Here is a 17716-nt window from a genome sequence, read left to right on the forward strand (position 1 = left end):
CCCGATGAAGCGAACACGCGGCGTGCGGCTGCGCGCCTGCCTCCTTCTCCTCGTCGCCGCCCTGCTGGCGGCCCTCGCCGGCTGCGGCAAGGAGGGCAGCCCCCCGGTCAAGGGCCCGCAGCCCGAGGACCTGCCGGTGTACAAGGTGGCGACCGGCTTCGAGCTGCCGCAGTCCCCGACCTGGGAGCGCGCCAAGCGACGCGGCCGCCTCGTGGTCGGCGTCAAGGAGGACCAGCCCTACCTGGGCGAGAAGGACCCCGCGAGCGGCCGATACTCCGGCTTCGACATCGAGATCGCCAAGATGATGTCGGCCTCCCTCGGCTTCGACCCCAAGACGATCGAGTTCAAGACGATCGCCTCCGCCAACCGCGAGACCGCCCTCCAGAACGGCCAGATCGACTACTACGTCGGCACCTACACGATCAACGACAACCGCAAGAAGCAGGTCGGCTTCGCCGGCCCGTACTTCATGGCCGGCCAGTCCCTGCTCGTCCGCAAGGACGAGCAGGACATCAAGGGGCCCGAGGACCTGGCCGGCAAGAAGGTCTGCTCCGCCGCAGGCTCCACCCCGTACCAGCGGCTCCAGAAGGAGTACCCCCGCGCGGTCCTGGTCGCCTACGACACCTACTCGGCCTGCGTGGACAACCTGCTGACCTACCAGGTCGACGCCGTCTCCACCGACGACTCCATCCTCCTCGGCTACGCGGCCAAGGTCCCCGACGAGCTCAAGGTGGTCGGCAAGCCCTTCTCCCAGGAGCCCTACGGGATCGGCGTCCCGCGCGGCGACAACGCCCTGCGCTTCGCCCTCGACGACGCCCTGGAGGAGAACGAGAAGAACGGCAACTGGAAGAAGGCGTACGAGGCCACGCTCGGCCTCTCCGGCGTGCCCGCCCCGAAGCCGCCCGCCATCGACCGCTACCCGGCGAGCTGAGGGAGCGCACCACCATGCACGTACTCACGGAGAACTTCTCGGTCTACGGAGAGGGTTTCCTCGGCACCCTCGAGCTCACGGTCTACGCCTCGATCCTCGCCCTCGTCCTCGGCTTCGTGATGGCCTCCTTCCGCGTCGCGCCCGTCGGCTCCTTCCGCGTCTTCGGCACGGTCTGGGTCACCGTGCTCCGCAACACCCCGCTCACGCTGCTCTTCTTCGCCGTACTGCTCGGCCTGCCGCGCTTCGGACTGGTGCTGCCCTTCCAGGTGTTCGCGGTCCTGGCGCTGGGCTGCTACACCTCCGCCTTCATCTGCGAGGTCCTGCGCTCGGGCATCAACACCGTGCCCAAGGGCCAGGGCGAAGCCTCCCGCAGCCTCGGCATGACCTTCACCCAGACCCTCGGCGCGGTGGTCCTGCCGCAGGCCTTCCGCAGCGTCATCCCGCCCATCGGCTCCACCCTGATCGCACTCGCCAAGAACTCGGCGATCGCCGGCGCCTTCAGCGTCACCGAGCTGCTGGGCACGTACAAGACCCTCAACGAGCTGGGCTACAGCATCGTCTGGACCTTCGTCTGGATCGCCGTCGGCTACCTGATCATCACCTTGTCCATCAGCGCGCTCTTCAACGTGCTGGAGAAGCGCTGGGGGATCACCCGATGACCGCGCACGCGCTCCACGGGGACCTGGAGTCCTCCGCCCTCTACGACGTGCCCGGCCCGCGGGCCCGGCACCGGCACTTCCTCTACGGGATCGCCTCGACGGTGGTGATCCTCGCCCTGCTCGCCTGGATCCTCTACCTCCTCTTCGACACCGAGCAGTTCACCGCCGCCAAGTGGAGCCCCTTCACGTACCAGGGCATCCAGGAACTGCTGCTCGAGGGGCTGGGCAACACCCTCAAGGCCTTCCTGTACGCCTCGGTGTTCTCGCTCGTCCTCGGCGCGGTGCTCGCGACCGGGCGGCTCTCCGTGCACCGGCCGCTGCGCTGGGCGGCCACGCTGTGCGTGGAGTTCTTCCGGGCCATGCCGGTGCTGGTGATGATCTTCTTCATCTTCGTCGCCCTCAAGGTCCAGCCGCTGCCCGCGCTGGTGGCGGGGCTGACCCTGTACAACGGCTCGGTGCTCGCCGAGGTCTTCCGTACGGGCATCAACTCGGTCGACAGGGGCCAGCGGGAGGCGGCGTACGCGCTGGGCATGCGCAAGACCCAGGTCATGACGTACGTGCTCGCCCCGCAGGCGGTCCGCGCGATGTTGCCCACGATCATCAGCCAGCTGGTGGTGGCCCTGAAGGACACCTCGCTCGGCTACCTGATCACGTACGAGGAGTTCCTGCACGCGGGCAAGCTGATCGCCTCGAACCTCGACTACGACCTGCCGTTCATCCCGGTCGTGATGATCATCTCCCCGATCTACATCGGGATGTGCATGCTGCTCTCCTGGTTCGCCGGCTGGGTGGCGCGGTTCGAGCGGCGCAGCCTGAAGACAGAGGCGGTCGACGTCGCCGAGGCCGAACCCGGAACGGTGCTGCCGGGCGGTCCACGGTAGCTCCGAAGAGCCGCCCCGTCCGGCAGCAGCCGCAGATCACTGCTCGCGCAGAGGTACCGAGACGTACGAGGGATCGGTGCGCGGCGAGGAGAAGGTCAGCTGTGCGCCGGTGGGGTTGTGCTCGATGTACAGGGGGTCGACGGTGTCGATCACCAGGGCGAGCCGGTGGCCCGCCGGCACGTCGTAGGCGGTGGAGAACAGCTCCAGGTCCACGCCGAAGGCCTGGCCCCGGGGCTTGCCGTGGAAGGTGTACGGGGCGTTGCTGACGAGCTTGCCGATGCCGAGCGGGCCGACGTCGTAGAGGTACGCGACGAAGGTGCCGTCCGAGGCGGTGGGGGTGACGGTGGTGTGCACCTTCACCGTGCCGCGGATGCGGCGGTCCGTGTCGTGGCGGGGCGACTGCCAGACGGCGGCGAAGGCGCGGGGCAGGAGCGGGATGGAGGCGGTCGGGGGCGCCTTGACGAACTGGTCCAGGATGCTGGAGAGGAAGATGACGCCGCCGTCGGCGCCCGAGTCGACGTTGGCGAAGAGGTGCTCGCTGTCGGAGAGCGCGAGCTTCTCGGCGCCGCCGGAGCCGACCGACTTCCAGTCGGCGTAGCCCTCGTAGCCGTCGTTGCTGCGGGACTTGATCTGTACCGGTGCCTCGGTGTCGACGCCGTTGCGCTCGCCCTTGAGGTAGCGGTCGAACCAGCGGTGGGCGTTGGTCCAGGTGTCGTTGGGCAGGCCGAGCAGACCGGTGCCCTCGGCGGTGGCGTGGTCGCCGGGGCGGAACTCCAGGCGCTTGGGGCCCGTCAGCTTCTCGTAGAAGGCGGCGTACTGGTTGGGCGGGAAGATGGTGTCGCCCCAGGCGTTGCCCAGCATGATCGCGGCGCCGTTGGCGTTGATCCGGTCGATCTGCTCCACGGCGGAGCGCTTCTTGCCCCACTCGATCATCTGTGGCTCCCGGTCCAGCCGGGAGCCGAGGAAGTCGCCCAGGATCTGCCGCAGTTCGGGGCCCGGGCGGCCGGTGAGGTAGCCGGCGCCGCCGAGCATCGCGGCGGCCTGGAGGTGCTGGGTGCGGCCCGAGTAGATCGACTCGATGAGGTCGGCCCAGCCGCTGAGCGCGACCACGGCCTTGATCCGGGGGTCCTGCGCGGAGGCCAGCAGGCTGATGCCCGCGCCGTACGAGACCCCGCCCAGGCCGATGTGGCCGGCGTCGGCGGGGGTGTTGGCGAGCGCCCAGTCGATGACGGCGGAGACGTCGGCGGTGTCCGGCGGGCCGGCCACCTCGATCTCGCCGCCGGAGAGCCAGAAGCCGCGGGAGGTGTAACTGACCACGACGTAGCCGTCGTCGGCGAGCTTCTCGGCCTGCGCGATGTATTCGATCTGCGGCATGCCCCAGCTGGTGGGGAGCACGATCAGCGGGTATTTCCGGCCGGGCTGGGCGCCCGCCGGGGTGAAGACGTTGCCCTTGAGGGTGATCCCGCCGGAGCCGGGGATGTCGTGGAAGCGGAGCTCCGCCGAGGCATCGGCCGCGCGTGCGGCAGCGGGGGCGGGCGCCGCCTGGGCCTGGTGGGGGGCCAGGCCCAGGGCGGTCGCCGCCAGTACGGCCACCACGGCAGCCGCGGCGGGGGTGGTGCGGACGGTGCGAACCATCAATCGCTCCTCGCGTGCGCCGGTGTCAAAGTGACCCGACGGTAACGGGAGGGGCTTACCGGGGGTAACCCGTCGGTAAGTTACGCGCTGGTAACGATTGGGTGGGTGTCAAGTGCGCGGATCAGCCGTTCTGGGGAGTGCCGCCCGCGCCGCCGGCGAGGGCGCTCTTGGCCTTCCACTCGTCCCAGGACAGGTTCCACTCGCCGTAGCCGTTGCCGATCTCGGCCTTGCCCTTGGAGCCGTCGCCGGTGACCTCGACCAGGTCGCCGACCTGGGCCATGGCGAAGAGGGCCTTCGCGTCGGAGTCGCTCATCCCCACGCAGCCGGAACTGGCGTTGGCCCGGCCGAAGTTGCCCGAGTTCCACGGAGCGGCGTGGATGTACATGCCCGACCAGGTCACCCGCATCGAGTAGTCGACCATCTTGTCGTAGGAGTCGCCCAGGCCCACCGTCTGGGAGTCCATCCGGATGGTGCCCTCCTTGCTCATCAGCACCATCTTCCCGGACCAGGAGGCCTTCTGGCCGCCGGGCGTGCCCGCCGAGACCGGGATGGTCTTCACCGCCTGGCCGTCCTCGGTCACCGTCATCTTGTGGGTGTCCAGGTTCACCTCGAGCCGGCGGTCCTTGCCGATCTTGAACTCGGTGTCGTAGTCCTTGACGAACATCCCGCCGCCCTGGCCCGAGTCCACCCCGTTGAGGTTCATGGCGACCTTGACCTCGGTGCCGGACTTCCAGTACTCCTTCGGCCGCCAGTCCACCCGGTCGTTGCCGGTGTAGTCCTTGAACCAGCCCCAGGAGCCCTCGGTGTTGTTCGAGGTGGTGACCTTCAGGTGCTTCTCGACCTCGGCCTTGTTCTTCACCGGGTTGTCGAAGACGATCGAGATCGGCTGGGCGATGCCCACCACCGGGTTGGCCTTGCCCGGGTTGATCGTGACCTTGTTCACCTTGTCCGCGGCGACCGTCTTGAACTGGGCGCTCGCGCTCTGGCTGTCGGTGTTCTGCGCCTCGACCTTGTAGTCCGTGCCCGGCGAGGCGTTGCGCTCGGACGTCCAGGACTTGCCGTCGTCGGCTATCTTCCCGGGCAGTTCACCGCCCTTGCCGTCGGACACCTTCACCAGGGACAGCTTCCCGTCGGCGAGCGTCACCTTCACCGGCTCGCCGGGCTTGGCCTGATCGCCCGTGAGGTTCACCGATATCGCCATGTCGGGCTTCTTCTTCATCTCCGCCCCGCCGGACCCGCTCCCGTTCCCACCGCCCGAGCCGCCCCCGCAGGCGGTCAGCGCGGCGGCCATGAGTGCGGTCCCGGCCAGCATGGCGTGGCGACTGCGTGCGATGCGGCGTGTGCGGCTCAACGAAAACCCCTCCAAGTAACGATCGTCCGCAAAAGGAGATGCGAACGGCACGACTGTAGGTTGCGCAATCCGCCGAAAAGATCCGACTTTCGGTTGTGACGTGGACCGCAGCAAAACGGTCATCGTCCGGTCACAATCGCCGCGCACTTCGGTCATGGACCCCTGTGAGAGTCCTGTGCATCCCGCATCCGCATCCCGGGTTCCCGGACGTACAGGAAGGCCGATCCGTCGTGTGCGCACTGCTCGTGACCCCCGCCCAGCGACACCAGCACCCGGACCGGGAGCTGAGTGTGCGTCCGCTGTCCGTTCCGGAATACCAGGCCTTCCTTTCCAAGAACCGGAACGCGAGCTTTCTCCAGTACCCGTCCTGGGCCGGAGTGAAGGACCTTTGGCGCTCGGAAAGGGTCGGATGGCACTACCCCGACGGGGAAATAGCCGGAGCCGGACTGGTCCTGTACCGCCAATTCCCGGGCACCCGTAAATACTTCGCCTACCTCCCCGAAGGCCCGGTCGCCGACTGGTCCGACCCGGACATCGACCGGTGGCTGGACCCCTTCAAGCGCCATCTGCGCGAGGCCGGCGCCTTCGCCGTCCGGATCGGACCCACGCCCGCCTACCGCCGCTGGGACGCCGCCGCCGTCAAGTCCGGTACCGGGGCGGGTCGGCAGATCTCCGACGTGCTCGCCACCGAGGTCGACCCGGTCGGCGCGGCCCTCGCCGACCGGCTGCGCACCCGCGGCTGGAAGCGCTGCGGCGGCGAGGACGACGGCGACGCCCAGCCGCGCCACGTCTTCCGCGTGCCGCTCGCCGGCCGCTCCGTCGACGAGCTGTGGTCCGGCCTCAACCAGGAGTGGCGGCGCAACGTGCGCAGGGCCGAGAAGTGCGGCGTGGAGACGATCCTCGGCACCTCCGCCGACCTGCCCGAGTTCTACCGGCTGCTGCGCATCACCGAGGAGCGCGACGGCTTCCGGCTCGGCCGCTCGCTCGCGTACTACCAGCAGCAGTACGAGGTCCTCAACGCCGAGTCGCCCGGCCGGATGCGCCTCTACCTGGGCATCCACCAGGGCGAGATCCTCGCCGCGCACACCATGATCGTGGCCGGGCGCCGGGTCTGGTACCAGACCGGAGCCTCCGCCGACCACCGCCGCGACGTCCGCCCCAGCAACGCCCTGCAGTGGCGGATGATGCAGGACGCCCACATCCTCGGGGCGGACGAATACGACATGCGCGGGGTACCCTCCACCCTTGACCCCGACGAACGTTCTTTCGGGCTGCTGCGCTGGAAGCTCGGCACCGGCGGGCAGGTCGTCGAAACGCTCGGCGAGTGGGAGATCCCGATGGACGGATACGCCAACACGGCGCTCCACAAGGCGTTCCAGGCGTATCTGGCCCGCCGGTGACGGCCACCGACACCAGACCTCCGACCGGACCGTCCGCCGAGGGCATGTCCGCCGCAGGCACCGCGGAGCCGGCACCGGGGAAGACCTCGGTGCTGCGCAGCGGTGCGCTCATGGCGGCCGGCTCGATCGTCTCCCGCGCCACCGGCTTCGTCCGCTCCGCCGTCGTCGTCGCCGCACTCGGCATCGGGCTGCTCGGTGACAGTTACGCCGTCTCCAACACCGTCCCGAACATCCTGTACATGCTGCTCATCGGCGGCGCGCTCAACGCCGTCTTCGTGCCCGAGCTGGTCCGGGCCGCCAAGGAGCACCGGGACGGCGGCGCCGCGTACACCGACCGGCTGCTGACCGCCTGCACCGCTGCGCTCCTGGTCCTCACCGCCGTCGCCGTCCTGGCGGCGCCGCTGATCGTCTCGGCGTACACCCCGTACACCGGGGCCCAGGCGAGCACCACCGTCGCCCTGGCCCGGTACTGCCTCCCGCAGATCCTCTTCTACGGGCTGTTCACCCTGCTCGGCCAGGTGCTGAACGCGCGCGGCCGGTTCGGCGCGATGATGTGGACCCCGGTCCTCAACAACATCGTGATCATCGGCGTCTTCGGGCTGTTCCTTTACGTGTCCCAGGGCAGTCACGGAGGTGCCGACGGCCTGACGGCCGGCGAGACCCGCCTCCTCGGCCTCGGCACCACCGCCGGCATCGTCGTCCAGGCCCTCGCCCTGATCCCCTCGCTGCGCGCCGCCCGCTTCCGCTGGCGCCCCCGCTTCGACTGGCGCGGCAGCGGCCTCGCCCGCCCGCTGCGCAACGCGGGCTGGCTGGTCATGCTCGTCCTCACCAACCAGATCAGCTACTGGGTGGTGACCCGTCTCTCCACCACCACCGGCCGGCACGCCGTGGAGGCAGGGCTGGCCGGCGGCGCCGGATACACCGCCTACAGCAACGCCTACCAGCTGTGGATCGTCCCGCAGGGCATCATCACCGTGTCCCTCGTGACCGCCCTGATGCCCCGGATGAGCTCCGCCGCCGCAGACGGCGACCTCGGCGCGGTCCGCCGCGACGTCTCGTACGCGCTGCGCTCCAGCGCCGCCCTCGTGGTCCCTGCCACCGCGGTCTTCGCGGCCCTCGCCCCCTGGGTGATGGGCGGTGTCTTCGGGTACGGGCGCACCACCGCCGCCGACATCGAAGTGATGGCCGGCATGCTGATGGCCTTCGCACCCGGCCTGATCGCCTTCTCCGGCCAGTACGTCCTCTCGCGCGGGTTCTACGCCCTCTCCGACACCCGGACCCCGTTCTTCCTGAACCTGGTCATCGCCGGCCTGTGGGCCGCGCTGTCGGTCGCGGCGTACCTGCTGCTGCCGCCGCGCTGGGCCGTCACCGGCATGGCCGGCGCCTACTCCGTCGCACTGTTCGCGGGCCTCGCGGTCACCGCGTACACCCTCGCCCGGCGGCTCGGCCCGCGCACGGGCACCCGCACCGACCGGCGGGCCACGGCCGTACGCACCCACCTGCGGCTGCTGATCGCCTGCCTCCCCGCCGGCGCCGCCGGACACGCGGCCGCCCGCGCGTCCGAGAAGTTCGGCGACTTCGCCGCGCTCGGCGCGGGAACCGCGGCCGTCGCGCTCGTCGTCGTCCTGCTCGCCAGGCCGCTGCGCCTCACGGAAATCACCGACCTGCTGGACTCCCTGCGGCGGAAACTCGGCCGTTGACAGGAGAGCAAGCCGCCCCCCACCACCTTGGACAATGACCGGATGCCACGCGTACTGCTGATCGAGGACGACCCTTCCGTCAGAGAAGGAGTGGGCCTCGGCCTGCGCCGCCGCGGCCACGAGGTGAGCGCCGCCGAGACCGGCGAGGCCGGCCTCGCGCTGATGGCCAGCTTCCTCCCGGAGCTGGTGCTGCTCGACCTCATGCTGCCCGGGATGAACGGCGTGCAGGTCTGCCGCCGCATCCGCGAGACCAGCCAGCTCCCGATCATCATGCTGACCGCCCGCGGAGACGACTTCGACATAGTCGTCGGCCTCGAGGCCGGCGCCGACGACTACATCGTCAAACCCGCCCGCACCGAGGTCATCGAGGCCCGCATCAAGGCGGTACTGCGCCGGCTCGGTGCCCCTGCGGGCAGCCGTCCCGAGGTCGAGTTCCACGGTGAGCTCGCCATCGACCGCGCCGGGCTGACCGTCGCCAAGAACGGCGAGCGCGTCCCCCTCGCCCCCAGCGAGATCAAGCTCCTGCTGCACCTGTCCGCCTCGCCCGAGCAGGTCTTCTCCCGCCAGCAGCTCCTCGAGTACGTGTGGGACCACAGCTACCACGCCGACGCCCGGCTCGTGGACGCCTGCGTACGCCGGCTGCGCACCAAGATCGAGGACCCCGACGCCGGCCCCCGCTACATCCAGACCGTGCGCGGCTTCGGTTACCGGTTCGGACCGCTGTGAGGCGCATCGCGCCGCTCGGGCTGCGCACCCGGCTGATCGCGGCCTTCCTGCTGGTCGCCGCGATCAGCGCGGTGACCACGGCCACGCTGACCTACCAGCAGGCCCGCACCGCGGTCCTCAAGCAGAGCCAGGACACCGCGGTCATCACCCTGCGCGACCTCGTGGGCAACCAGCCCCTCGACCTGCCGCTGGACCAGGCGCAGCTCCAGCGCATCGTCAACGAGGTGGGCAAGAAGGGCAAGCCCAACCCGTGGAACGTCTTCGCCGAGTACGGCAGCCTGCGGGCCTCCAGCACCACCGCGCCGACCTCCACCGTGGTGACCGAGCAGCTCCGCCGCCAGGTGACGTCCCATCCGCACGGCGCCTTCCAGCGGGTGACCGACGCCTCCGGCACCCCGTACCTCACCGTCGGCATGCCCGCCGTCTTCCTCCACAACGAGACCCGGGAACCCACAGGCCTGGTCATCTTCGCGACGATGCGCCTGACCACCGAGGGCAAGACGGTCGAGGCCATGGTCGAAGCCGCCAAGCGCGGCGCCGTCCCCGGCCTGGCCATCGCCGTCGTCCCCGCCCTGCTCGCCGCGCGCAGCGTGCTGCGCCCCGTACGGGACATGCGCCGCGCCGCCCAGCGCCTCGGCCGCGGCCGCCTCGACACCCGCATCGAGGTCCGCGGCGCCGACGAGCTCGCCGGACTCGCCCGTACCTTCAACGAGACCGCCCGCGCCCTCGAACAGTCCGTGAGCGAACTGCGGGAGGCCGAGATCCGGGCCCGCCGCTTCGCCTCCGACGTCTCCCACGAGCTGCGCACCCCGCTGTCGGGGATGCTCGCCGTCACCGAGGTCCTGGACGAGGACGCCGAGCGGCTGGACCCCGACACGGCAGCCGCCGTGCGGCTGGTCAGCGCCGAGACCGGCAAGCTCGCCGTCCTCGTCGAGGACCTCATGGAGATCTCCCGCTTCGACGCCCGTGCCGCCGAGCTCAACCTCGACGACGTGGACATCGCCGAGGCGGTGCGCAAAACCCTCGAACTCCGCCGCTGGGACGACGAACAGGTGGTCACCGACCTGCCGTGGCAGGTCCGCGCCCGGATCGACCCGCGCCGCTTCGACGTCGTCCTCGCCAACCTCGTCGGCAACGCCCTCAAGCACGGCAGCGCCCCGGTCCACGTCGGCGTGCGCACCGAGCCGAGGCCCGGCGGCCCCCGGCTGCTGATCGAAGTCGCCGACAGCGGGCCCGGCATCGCCCCGGAGGTGCTGCCGCACATCTTCGACCGGTTCTTCAAGGCCGACGCCGCCCGTACCCGCTCCGCGGGCAGCGGCCTCGGCCTCGCCATCAGCCTGGAGAACGTCCGACTGCACGGCGGAACCCTGCGCGCCGCGAACGGGCCCGCCGGGGGAGCGGTGTTCACCCTCGACATGCCTCTGGAGGCCGACGCGTGACCCGGGTACGGACGGCCGCGGCCGCCGCCCTGCTGCTGGGCGGGCTGCTGCTCGCCGGCTGCGGGATCAAGCCCACCGGGGTCATCGAGAGCGGAGACGCCGCGAAGGTGGTCTTCCCCGACCCCCACACCAAGGGCACGGTGTACTTCGTGACGTCCGAGGGGCGGCTCTTCCCCGTACCCGAGAAGGAGCAGCCCGCGGAGTCGGTGGTATCCGTCCTCATGCGGCTGCTCATCGGCCCCCTCGACGAGGAGAAGGCCGCAGGCCTGGAGACGCGGGTGCCCGCGCCGGCCGACAGGAAACCGCCGTTCGGCCTCTCGACGAGCATCGTGTCCGCGGAGACCGTGGAGGTCCGGCTGCCGTTCGCCGTCGCCGGCCTGTCCGAGACGGCCCGCCGTCAACTCGTGTGCACGGCCGCCTCCGTCGACCCGCAGTACGCGGTGGTCCTGCGCGGCCCGGACACCTCGGTCGGACCCGCCCGCTGCAACCTCGGGAACTGACCACCCCCTTGCGGCGGGGCGGGTGCTCCCGCCACCGTGGCCCCATGGATCCCGCCGCGTACGTGCCCGACGTCTTCGACCCCCGGATCTACGGCGCCGGGATCCCGTACGAGAACTACCGGCTGCTGCGCGACCGGCACCCGGTCGCCTGGCAGGCCGAGCCGGAGATCCAGGGCTGGCCCGCCGGCCCCGGCTTCTGGGCCGTCACCCGGCACGCCGACGTGGTCCGGGTGCTGCGCGACCACGCCACGTACTCCTCGTGGATCGGCGCGACCCAGATCCGCGACCCCGACCCGGCCGACCTGCCGTTCCTGCGGCGCACGATGCTCAACCAGGACCCGCGCCGCAGCGCGGGCGACCACGGGCGGCTGCGCCGGCTGGTCTCCCGCGCCTTCACCCCCGCCCGCGTCGACGCCTTCGCCGGGCGGGTCCGCGAGCGGGCCCGCACCCTGCTCGCCGCCGCCCGCGCGAAGTCCGAGGACGGCGCCGCCGACCTGGTCCGCACGGTCACCGACGAGTACGCGCTGCTCAACCTGACCGACCTGCTGGGCGTCCCGGCCGCCGACCGGAGCCTGCTGCTCGAGTGGACCGTACGGATCATCGGCTACCAGGATCCCGAGGACGCGCCCGCGCCCCTCCTCGGCCCCGACGGAAAGCCGCTCAACCCGCGCTCCCCGGCGCTGCTCGGCGAGATGTTCACGTACGCCCGGGAACTGGCCGCCCACAAGCGCGCGCACCCCGGCGACGACGTCATGACCGCGCTCGCCGAGGCCGGACTGGACCCGGCCGAGCTGGAGATGTTCTTCTTCCTGCTCACCGTCGCCGGCAACGACACCGTGCGCAGCGCCGCGCCCGGCGGACTGCTGGCCCTGGCCGGCGACCCGGACGCGTACCGGCTGCTCGCCGAGGGCCGGACCCCGATGCACACCGCCGTGGACGAACTGCTGCGCGTCCACCCGCCGGTGCTCAGCTTCCGCCGCACGGCCGCCGTGGACACCGAACTCGCCGGGCAGCCGATCCGCGCCGGCGACAAGGTGGTGGTCTTCCACGCCTCCGCCAACCACGACGAACGCGTCTTCACCGACCCCGGGCGCCTCGACCTCGCCCGGACACCCAACGCGCACGTCTCCTTCGGGGACGGCCCGCACGTCTGCCTCGGCGCCCACTTCGCCCGGCTCCAGCTGCGCGTGCTCTACGAGGAGTGGCGCGCGGCCATGCCGGCTCCGGAACTCGCGGGCCCGCCGCGCCGGCTGGTGTCGAACTTCATCAACGGGATCACGCGGCTGCCGCTGCGGGTGACCGGGCCGGCCGGGTGACGTCCGCCAGCAGCTCGACCACGTCCGGGCCGTACGCGTCGGAGTTGGTGACCTTCAGCACCACGCAGAAGGAGTCCCCGCGGTAGCGGCGCGCCAAGTGCTCGTGGTGGCGCGCCAGGTAGCGGGCGCCCGCCTGGTTGCTGATCGCGGTCTGTCCGGAGACCAGGAACACCGGCCGGCTCCCCGGTCCGGTCGTCAGCCGGGCCAGCAGCACGTGGTCGATCCGGCCCTTCTGCCAGCGGTACGTCTCCTCGCCGACGTGGATCGCCCCGCGGTCCGGGCCCGGCTCGGAGGACAGGTCGACCCGGACCCCCGGCAGCATGGAGGCCAGGTGCGCCGCCGTCCGCGCATTGGACACCGGCCCGCCCACGCAGAACTCGGCGCGCTCCCCGAAGCCCTGACGGACGGAGTCGTGGGAGACGATCTGGAGATTGGCCCCGCAGTCCTTGATCAGGGCGGATATCTCCAGCAGCGCGAAGGCGTCGTTGCGGTGCACCGACCCCTCGGTGCCGCCCATCTGCCGGTTGACCACGAACAGGCAGTCGGAGCCGGTGGGCAGGCCGAAGAAGGCCTGCTTGCGGCGCAGCGTACGGCGCCACAGATAGGTCCGGGTGAACCAGCCGAAGCCGCCGCTGATGGCGGTGGCCACCACTCCGAGCACGATGTTGCGCACGTCTTCGTTCATGGGCCGGATGCTAGCCCGCACGGAGTCTTCCTGACGCGGGGGGTGCGGTGAAGTTAAAGTGCCGAGTTCAGGCCTGTCCGGTGGGGTCCGACAGGCCGTCGACTGGAGGTTCGGATGCGTCGTTCCGCCACACGTCAGTTAGCGCTCGTCGCCCTCGCCGCAGCGCTGGTGTCCACCGGCGCCGCCGCCCCGCCGTCAGGGGCGGTGGCGTCCGCGGGGGGCACTCCCGCCAAGGTCCCGGTCGCCGCCGGCTACGGCGGTGCCGTCGCCAGTGTCGACGCCGACGCCTCCGCCGCCGGCATCGCGGTCCTGCGGTCCGGCGGCAACGCCGTGGACGCCGCCGTCGCGACGGCGGCCGCGCTCGGGGTGACCGAGCCGTACTCGGCCGGCATCGGCGGAGGCGGCTACTTCGTCCACTACGACGCCAAGTCCCGCCGGGTACAGACCATCGACGGCCGCGAGACCGCGCCCGCCACGGCCACCGCCGCCCTCTTCCAGGAGAACGGCGTCCCCATCCCCTTCGAGCAGGGCCAGACCAGCGGCCGATCCGTCGGCGTCCCCGGCACCCCGGCCACCTGGAAGACCGCGCTGGACGCCTGGGGCACCCGCCCGCTCGGCCAACTCCTCAAGCCCGCCGAGAAACTCGCGCGCGACGGGTTCACCGTCGACCCGACCTTCCGGGCCCAGACGGAGCTCAACCAGGACCGCTTCAAGGACTTCCCCGACACCAGGAAGCTCTTCCTGCCGGGTGGCGCCCTGCCGGTGGTCGGCTCCACCTTCAAGAACCCCGACCTGGCGGCCACGTACGCGGAACTGGCCCGCAAGGGCACCGGCGCGCTGTACCGGGGCCCGATCGCCGAGGACATCGTCCGGGCCGTCCGCAAACCCCCCGTGGATCCGGCCGCCACCCGGATCGTCCGCTCGGGCGATCTGACCACCGGCGACCTGCGCGCGTACGAGACCAAGCGGCAGGCTCCGACGCAGGTGAGCTACCGGGGCCTCGACGTGTACAGCATGGCGCCCTCGTCCTCGGGCGGCACCACCGTCGGCGAGGCGCTCAACATCCTCGAGCGCACCGACCTGTCGAAGCTCTCCGAGACCCAGTACCTGCACCGGTTCATCGAGGCCTCGCGGATCTCGTTCGCCGACCGCGGCCGCTGGGTCGGCGACCCGGCCGCCGAGAACGTGCCCACACGGGAGCTGCTCTCGCAGCGGTTCGCCGACTCGCGCGGCTGCCTGATCGCCCCGGACCGGACGCTGACCAGCCCGCTGGCCCCCGGCGACCCGCGTCACCCGGTGGCCTGCGGCGGCTCCGGCCAGGCCGCCCCGACCACGTACGAGGGGGAGAACACCACGCACCTGACGGTCGCCGACCGCTGGGGCAACGTCGTCTCCTACACCCTGACCATCGAGTCCACCGGTGGCAGCGCGATCACCGTCCCGGGCCGCGGCTTCCTGCTGAACAACGAGCTGACCGACTTCTCCTTCGCCCCGGCGGCCCCCGGGGTCCCGGACCCGAACCTGCCCGGCCCCGGCAAGCGGCCGCGCTCGTCCATGTCCCCGACCATCGTGCTGGAACACGGGCGGCCGGTGCTCGCGGTGGGCTCCCCGGGCGGGGCCACCATCATCACCACCGTCCTGCAGACCCTGATCGGGCACCTGGACCGGGGGCTGCCGCTGGTCGACGCCATCGCGGCGCCGAGGGCCAGCCAGCGCAACCAGACCACCACCGAGCTGGAGCCGGGTCTGTGGAACAGCCCGCTGCGCGCTGAGCTCGAGGCGCTGGGCCAGGGGTTCCGGCAGAACCCGGAGATCGGCGCGGCAACCGGGGTCCAGCGGCTCCCGGACGGGCGCTGGCTGGCAGCCGCCGAGACGAGCCGGCGGGGCGGGGGCTCGGCGATGGTGGTCCGGCCGTACGGGAAGCCGTAGGGCGGGTGCACGCGTAAGGCTGCTCAGAGGGCGGTGAGGATCCTCGGGCCGTCGGCGGTGATCGCGACCGTGTGCTCCGCATGCGCGGCGCGGCTGCCGTCGACGGTCCGCAGGGTCCAGCCGTCCCCGTCGCACCGGTAGTCGTCCGTACCGCCCGCGATCAGCATCGGCTCGATGGCGAGGACCATGCCGGGGCGCAGCTTCATGCCGCGCCCCGGCCGGCCCTCGTTGGGCACGCCCGGGTCCTCGTGCATGCTGCGGCCGATGCCGTGGCCGCCGAACCCGTCCGGGACGCCGTAGCCGGCGGAGCGGCAGACGGTGCCGACGGCGTACGCGATGTCGCCGATCCGGTTGCCGGGCAGCGCGGCGGCGATGCCGGCCGCGAGGGCCGCCTCGGCGGTCTCGATCAGCCGCAGGTCGGCGGGGCGGGGGCGGCCGACGGTGAAGCTGACCGCCGAATCCCCGACCCAGCCGCCGAGCTTCGCCCCGCAGTCGATGCTGACCAGGTCCCCGTCGCGCAGCCGGTAGCCGTCGGGGACGCCGTGCACGATCGCGTCGTTGACCGAGGTGCAGATCACGCCGGGGAAGGGCACCGGCGCGAACTCCGGCCGGTAGCCGAGGAACGGTGAGCTCGCGCCGGCCCCGGCCAGTACGTCGCGGGCCACCTCGTCCAGGTCCAGCAGGGACACCCCGACCCGGGCGGCCTGCCGTACGGCGGCCAGGGCTTGGGCGACGACCCGGCCCGGGGCGCGCATCGCTTCGATCGACTCTTCCGTCTTCAGTTCCACCATGCCAATAACTATACCGGTATATCTATCCCGGTATAACTTTCACGGGATAGTTATTGGGGGAGCGGGTAGGATGCGGGCATGGTCCGCACCCCACTCACCCCCGAAGAGCGCGAGCGCGGCGAGCGCCTGGGCGCACTGCTGCGCGAGGCCCGCGGCGGCCGCAGCATGGTCGAGGTCGCGGCGAGCGCCGGGCTGTCCTCCGAAACCCTCCGCAAGATCGAGACCGGCCGCGCGCCGACCCCGGCGTTCTTCACCGTGGCCGCCGTGGCCGAGGCGCTCGGGCTGTCGCTCGACGAGGTGCTGCGCCGCTGCGCGTTCGTCCCCGCCTAACGCCGTTCCGCCCTTCGGTGGCCTCCTCTGCCCGCGGACCTGCGGGTTCTTTCGGGCGGGCCCGGCGGGCCGAACGGCCCAATCGGTGGTGGGAGCGGCCGGGCGCGGGGCAAGCGTGAAGGCGTGTCAGCCTCGAACGCATCCAAACGACTCGTTTTCGGACTCCTGGGCGCCCTCCTGGCGGCGGGTCTGCTGCTCGCCGTCTGCGCGGCGCCGGGGGGCCGGGCCGATGCCGGGTTTCCGGGTGACGCGACCCTCCACGACGCCGGCGCCGGACGCCCCGCGGACACCCCTTAGGCTCCGCGGATGACTCTCGACGAGCTGGACCAGGGCAAGTACGTCAGCCTCACCACGTTCCGCAAGGACGGCACGCCCGTCGCGACGCCCGTGTGGGCGGTGGCGGACGGCGGTGAGCTGTACGTCTGGACGCGCACCGACTCCTGGAAGGTGAAGCGGATCCGCAACAACGGGCGGGTCACGGTCAGCCCCTGCGACGTGCGGGGGCGGGTCGCGGAGGGGGCGCCCGTGCTGGAGGGCGAGGCGCGGCTGCTGGACGAGGCCGGGCTGAAGCGGGTGCGCAAGCTGATGCTGCGGAAGTACACCTGGCAGTTCTGGGGGCTGGACGTACCGGCGGCGGTGTTCCGGCTGGGGAAGCGCCCGCACACCGCGATCGCCGTCAAGCTTTGAGATTCCCGTAGCCCGCCCGTAACACCGGTGGGATCCAATGCGGGCATGGAGACCGCGACTTCGCTGGTGATCGGTCAACTCTCTGGCTACCTGCGCGGGTTGACGCAGAGACTCGATCCGGGAGCAGGTTGGTACGGGGAGTTCCTGCGCAGGGATCCGGAGGGGCTGCGGGCCTGCCTGGACGGGGCCGCGATGCCGCCGTGGGACGTGGTGGAGTCGTTGCTCGGCGACCTCGCCGGGGCCAGGGGCGCCGAGTTCGCGCAGCGGGAGATGCAGTACGCGGCCCGGCTGCGGGCCGCGGCCGTCGCGGTGTGGGACCGGCTGCCGGGCGGCGCGGAGGAACTGCGGACCCTCCTGGCGGCGGCCGCCGACCAGCGGGCCGTCTCGGAGGCGGTGACCCGCACCCTGACGGGCCGCCTGGCCGCGACGACGGACCGCACCGAGGCGGAAACGCTGACCCGGGAACTGGCCTGGACCCGCGACGACGCGGCCAGGGCCGCCGCCCGCCAGCAGGACCTGACCTCCCGCCTGACGACCTTGTCGACGCCCGCCCCCGTGGCGGCGCAGCCCGCATACGCGCCTGCCGATCCGGCGCGGCCCGCCGACGCCGGTCTCCTGCCCGCCGGTCCCGGGGGGGGGGGGGGGGGGGGGGGGGGACCCCACCCCCCCCCCCCCCCGGCACGGTTGGCCAACCCCAAAGGAAACGGAACCCCGGAGACGAACGGCCGGCAGGGTCCTCCCCCAGACGCCCCGAAG

16 protein-coding genes and 1 pseudogene are annotated in these 17716 nt (G+C 71.6%); 13 read left to right on the forward strand and 4 right to left on the reverse strand.

The window, feature by feature from the left end:
- Positions 1-4 precede the first annotated feature (4 nt).
- From ACZ49B_RS27745 to ACZ49B_RS27755, 3 genes are read left to right on the forward strand one after another with little or no spacing between them, the layout of a single operon-like run.
- Positions 5-931 (forward strand): glutamate ABC transporter substrate-binding protein, encoded by a 927-nt coding sequence (locus ACZ49B_RS27745; protein ID WP_468311080.1) that lies wholly within the window; start codon positions 5-7, stop codon positions 929-931.
- A 14-nt stretch (positions 932-945) separates the two neighbouring features.
- The gene (locus tag ACZ49B_RS27750; RefSeq protein ID WP_468311082.1) at positions 946-1590 is read left to right on the forward strand and encodes an amino acid ABC transporter permease; all 645 of its coding nucleotides are present in this window, start codon (positions 946-948) and stop codon (positions 1588-1590) included.
- Complete coding sequence (locus ACZ49B_RS27755; protein WP_468311084.1) at positions 1587-2471, forward strand: amino acid ABC transporter permease; 885 nt, start codon at positions 1587-1589, stop codon at positions 2469-2471. Before ACZ49B_RS27750 ends, ACZ49B_RS27755 begins: the two co-directional genes overlap by 4 nt.
- A 36-nt stretch (positions 2472-2507) precedes the next feature.
- Here the strand turns inward: ACZ49B_RS27755 and ACZ49B_RS27760 are convergent, their stop codons facing one another.
- Together ACZ49B_RS27760 and ACZ49B_RS27765 are read right to left on the reverse strand one after the other, a co-directional pair.
- Positions 2508-4106, reverse strand: coding sequence for a CocE/NonD family hydrolase (locus tag ACZ49B_RS27760; RefSeq protein ID WP_468311085.1), 1599 nt, complete (start codon positions 4104-4106; stop codon positions 2508-2510).
- 121 nt (positions 4107-4227) lie between these two features.
- Positions 4228-5457: a L,D-transpeptidase gene (locus tag ACZ49B_RS27765; RefSeq protein ID WP_468311087.1), complete on the reverse strand. Its 1230-nt coding sequence runs from the start codon at positions 5455-5457 to the stop codon at positions 4228-4230.
- A 230-nt stretch (positions 5458-5687) separates the two neighbouring features.
- On the opposite strand from ACZ49B_RS27765, the gene ACZ49B_RS27770 reads away from it, so the two are divergent.
- From ACZ49B_RS27770 to ACZ49B_RS27795, 6 genes are read left to right on the forward strand one after another with little or no spacing between them, the layout of a single operon-like run.
- Positions 5688-6857, forward strand: coding sequence for a lipid II:glycine glycyltransferase FemX (locus tag ACZ49B_RS27770; protein WP_468311089.1), 1170 nt, complete (start codon positions 5688-5690; stop codon positions 6855-6857).
- 44 nt (positions 6858-6901) lie between these two features.
- Positions 6902-8557: a murein biosynthesis integral membrane protein MurJ gene (gene murJ / locus ACZ49B_RS27775; protein WP_468311115.1), complete on the forward strand. Its 1656-nt coding sequence runs from the start codon at positions 6902-6904 to the stop codon at positions 8555-8557.
- 42 nt (positions 8558-8599) lie between these two features.
- Entirely contained in the window at positions 8600-9283 is a 684-nt protein-coding gene (locus ACZ49B_RS27780; protein ID WP_468311090.1) for a response regulator, read from the forward strand.
- A complete protein-coding gene (locus ACZ49B_RS27785; protein ID WP_468311092.1) occupies positions 9280-10722 on the forward strand; it encodes an ATP-binding protein in 1443 nt (480 codons plus the stop codon). The genes ACZ49B_RS27780 and ACZ49B_RS27785 overlap by 4 nt, the downstream gene beginning before the upstream one ends.
- Positions 10719-11222 (forward strand): hypothetical protein, encoded by a 504-nt coding sequence (locus tag ACZ49B_RS27790; protein ID WP_468311094.1) that lies wholly within the window; start codon positions 10719-10721, stop codon positions 11220-11222. The genes ACZ49B_RS27785 and ACZ49B_RS27790 overlap by 4 nt, the downstream gene beginning before the upstream one ends.
- A gap of 44 nt (positions 11223-11266) precedes the next feature.
- Positions 11267-12538, forward strand: coding sequence for a cytochrome P450 (locus ACZ49B_RS27795; protein WP_468311096.1), 1272 nt, complete (start codon positions 11267-11269; stop codon positions 12536-12538).
- On the opposite strand, the gene ACZ49B_RS27800 is transcribed toward ACZ49B_RS27795, so the two are convergent.
- Complete coding sequence (locus ACZ49B_RS27800) at positions 12498-13223, reverse strand: hypothetical protein (protein WP_468311097.1); 726 nt, start codon at positions 13221-13223, stop codon at positions 12498-12500. The genes ACZ49B_RS27795 and ACZ49B_RS27800 overlap by 41 nt on opposite strands.
- A 114-nt stretch (positions 13224-13337) precedes the next feature.
- Here ACZ49B_RS27800 and ggt point away from each other — a divergent pair, with 114 nt between their 5' ends.
- Positions 13338-15152 (forward strand): gamma-glutamyltransferase, encoded by a 1815-nt coding sequence (gene ggt / locus ACZ49B_RS27805; protein ID WP_468311099.1) that lies wholly within the window; start codon positions 13338-13340, stop codon positions 15150-15152.
- Between the two features lie 23 nt (positions 15153-15175).
- On the opposite strand, the gene map is transcribed toward ggt, so the two are convergent.
- Positions 15176-15943 carry a type I methionyl aminopeptidase gene (map, locus tag ACZ49B_RS27810; protein ID WP_468311100.1) on the reverse strand — a complete coding sequence of 256 codons (768 nt, stop codon included), beginning with the start codon at positions 15941-15943 and terminating at the stop codon, positions 15176-15178.
- A 78-nt stretch (positions 15944-16021) separates the two neighbouring features.
- Between map and ACZ49B_RS27815 the strand changes: the two genes are divergently transcribed.
- The 3 genes and pseudogenes from ACZ49B_RS27815 to ACZ49B_RS27825 form a co-directional block, all read left to right on the forward strand.
- A complete protein-coding gene (locus tag ACZ49B_RS27815; RefSeq protein WP_468311102.1) occupies positions 16022-16273 on the forward strand; it encodes a helix-turn-helix domain-containing protein in 252 nt (83 codons plus the stop codon).
- 306 nt (positions 16274-16579) lie between these two features.
- Positions 16580-16960 carry a PPOX class F420-dependent oxidoreductase gene (locus ACZ49B_RS27820; protein WP_468311103.1) on the forward strand — a complete coding sequence of 127 codons (381 nt, stop codon included), beginning with the start codon at positions 16580-16582 and terminating at the stop codon, positions 16958-16960.
- Between the two features lie 45 nt (positions 16961-17005).
- Positions 17006-17716: pseudogene (locus ACZ49B_RS27825) on the forward strand (hypothetical protein); the annotation flags it as partial.

This window comes from Streptomyces sp. NPDC031132 (assembly GCF_055570595.1).

What these genes read in the sequence shown, in the direction of transcription:
- ACZ49B_RS27745 (WP_468311080.1), top strand. Translation starts at nt 5, where the DNA reads ATGAAGCGAACACGCGGCGTGCGGCTGCGCGCCTGCCTCCTTCTCCTC.
- ACZ49B_RS27750 (WP_468311082.1), top strand. Translation starts at nt 946, where the DNA reads ATGCACGTACTCACGGAGAACTTCTCGGTCTACGGAGAGGGTTTCCTC.
- ACZ49B_RS27755 (WP_468311084.1), top strand. Translation starts at nt 1,587, where the DNA reads ATGACCGCGCACGCGCTCCACGGGGACCTGGAGTCCTCCGCCCTCTAC.
- ACZ49B_RS27760 (WP_468311085.1), bottom strand. Translation starts at nt 4,106, where the DNA reads ATGGTTCGCACCGTCCGCACCACCCCCGCCGCGGCTGCCGTGGTGGCC.
- murJ (WP_468311115.1), top strand. Translation starts at nt 6,902, where the DNA reads ATGTCCGCCGCAGGCACCGCGGAGCCGGCACCGGGGAAGACCTCGGTG.
- ACZ49B_RS27780 (WP_468311090.1), top strand. Translation starts at nt 8,600, where the DNA reads ATGCCACGCGTACTGCTGATCGAGGACGACCCTTCCGTCAGAGAAGGA.
- ACZ49B_RS27795 (WP_468311096.1), top strand. Translation starts at nt 11,267, where the DNA reads ATGGATCCCGCCGCGTACGTGCCCGACGTCTTCGACCCCCGGATCTAC.
- ACZ49B_RS27800 (WP_468311097.1), bottom strand. Translation starts at nt 13,223, where the DNA reads ATGAACGAAGACGTGCGCAACATCGTGCTCGGAGTGGTGGCCACCGCC.
- ggt (WP_468311099.1), top strand. Translation starts at nt 13,338, where the DNA reads ATGCGTCGTTCCGCCACACGTCAGTTAGCGCTCGTCGCCCTCGCCGCA.
- map (WP_468311100.1), bottom strand. Translation starts at nt 15,943, where the DNA reads ATGGTGGAACTGAAGACGGAAGAGTCGATCGAAGCGATGCGCGCCCCG.
- ACZ49B_RS27815 (WP_468311102.1), top strand. Translation starts at nt 16,022, where the DNA reads ATGGTCCGCACCCCACTCACCCCCGAAGAGCGCGAGCGCGGCGAGCGC.
- ACZ49B_RS27820 (WP_468311103.1), top strand. Translation starts at nt 16,580, where the DNA reads ATGACTCTCGACGAGCTGGACCAGGGCAAGTACGTCAGCCTCACCACG.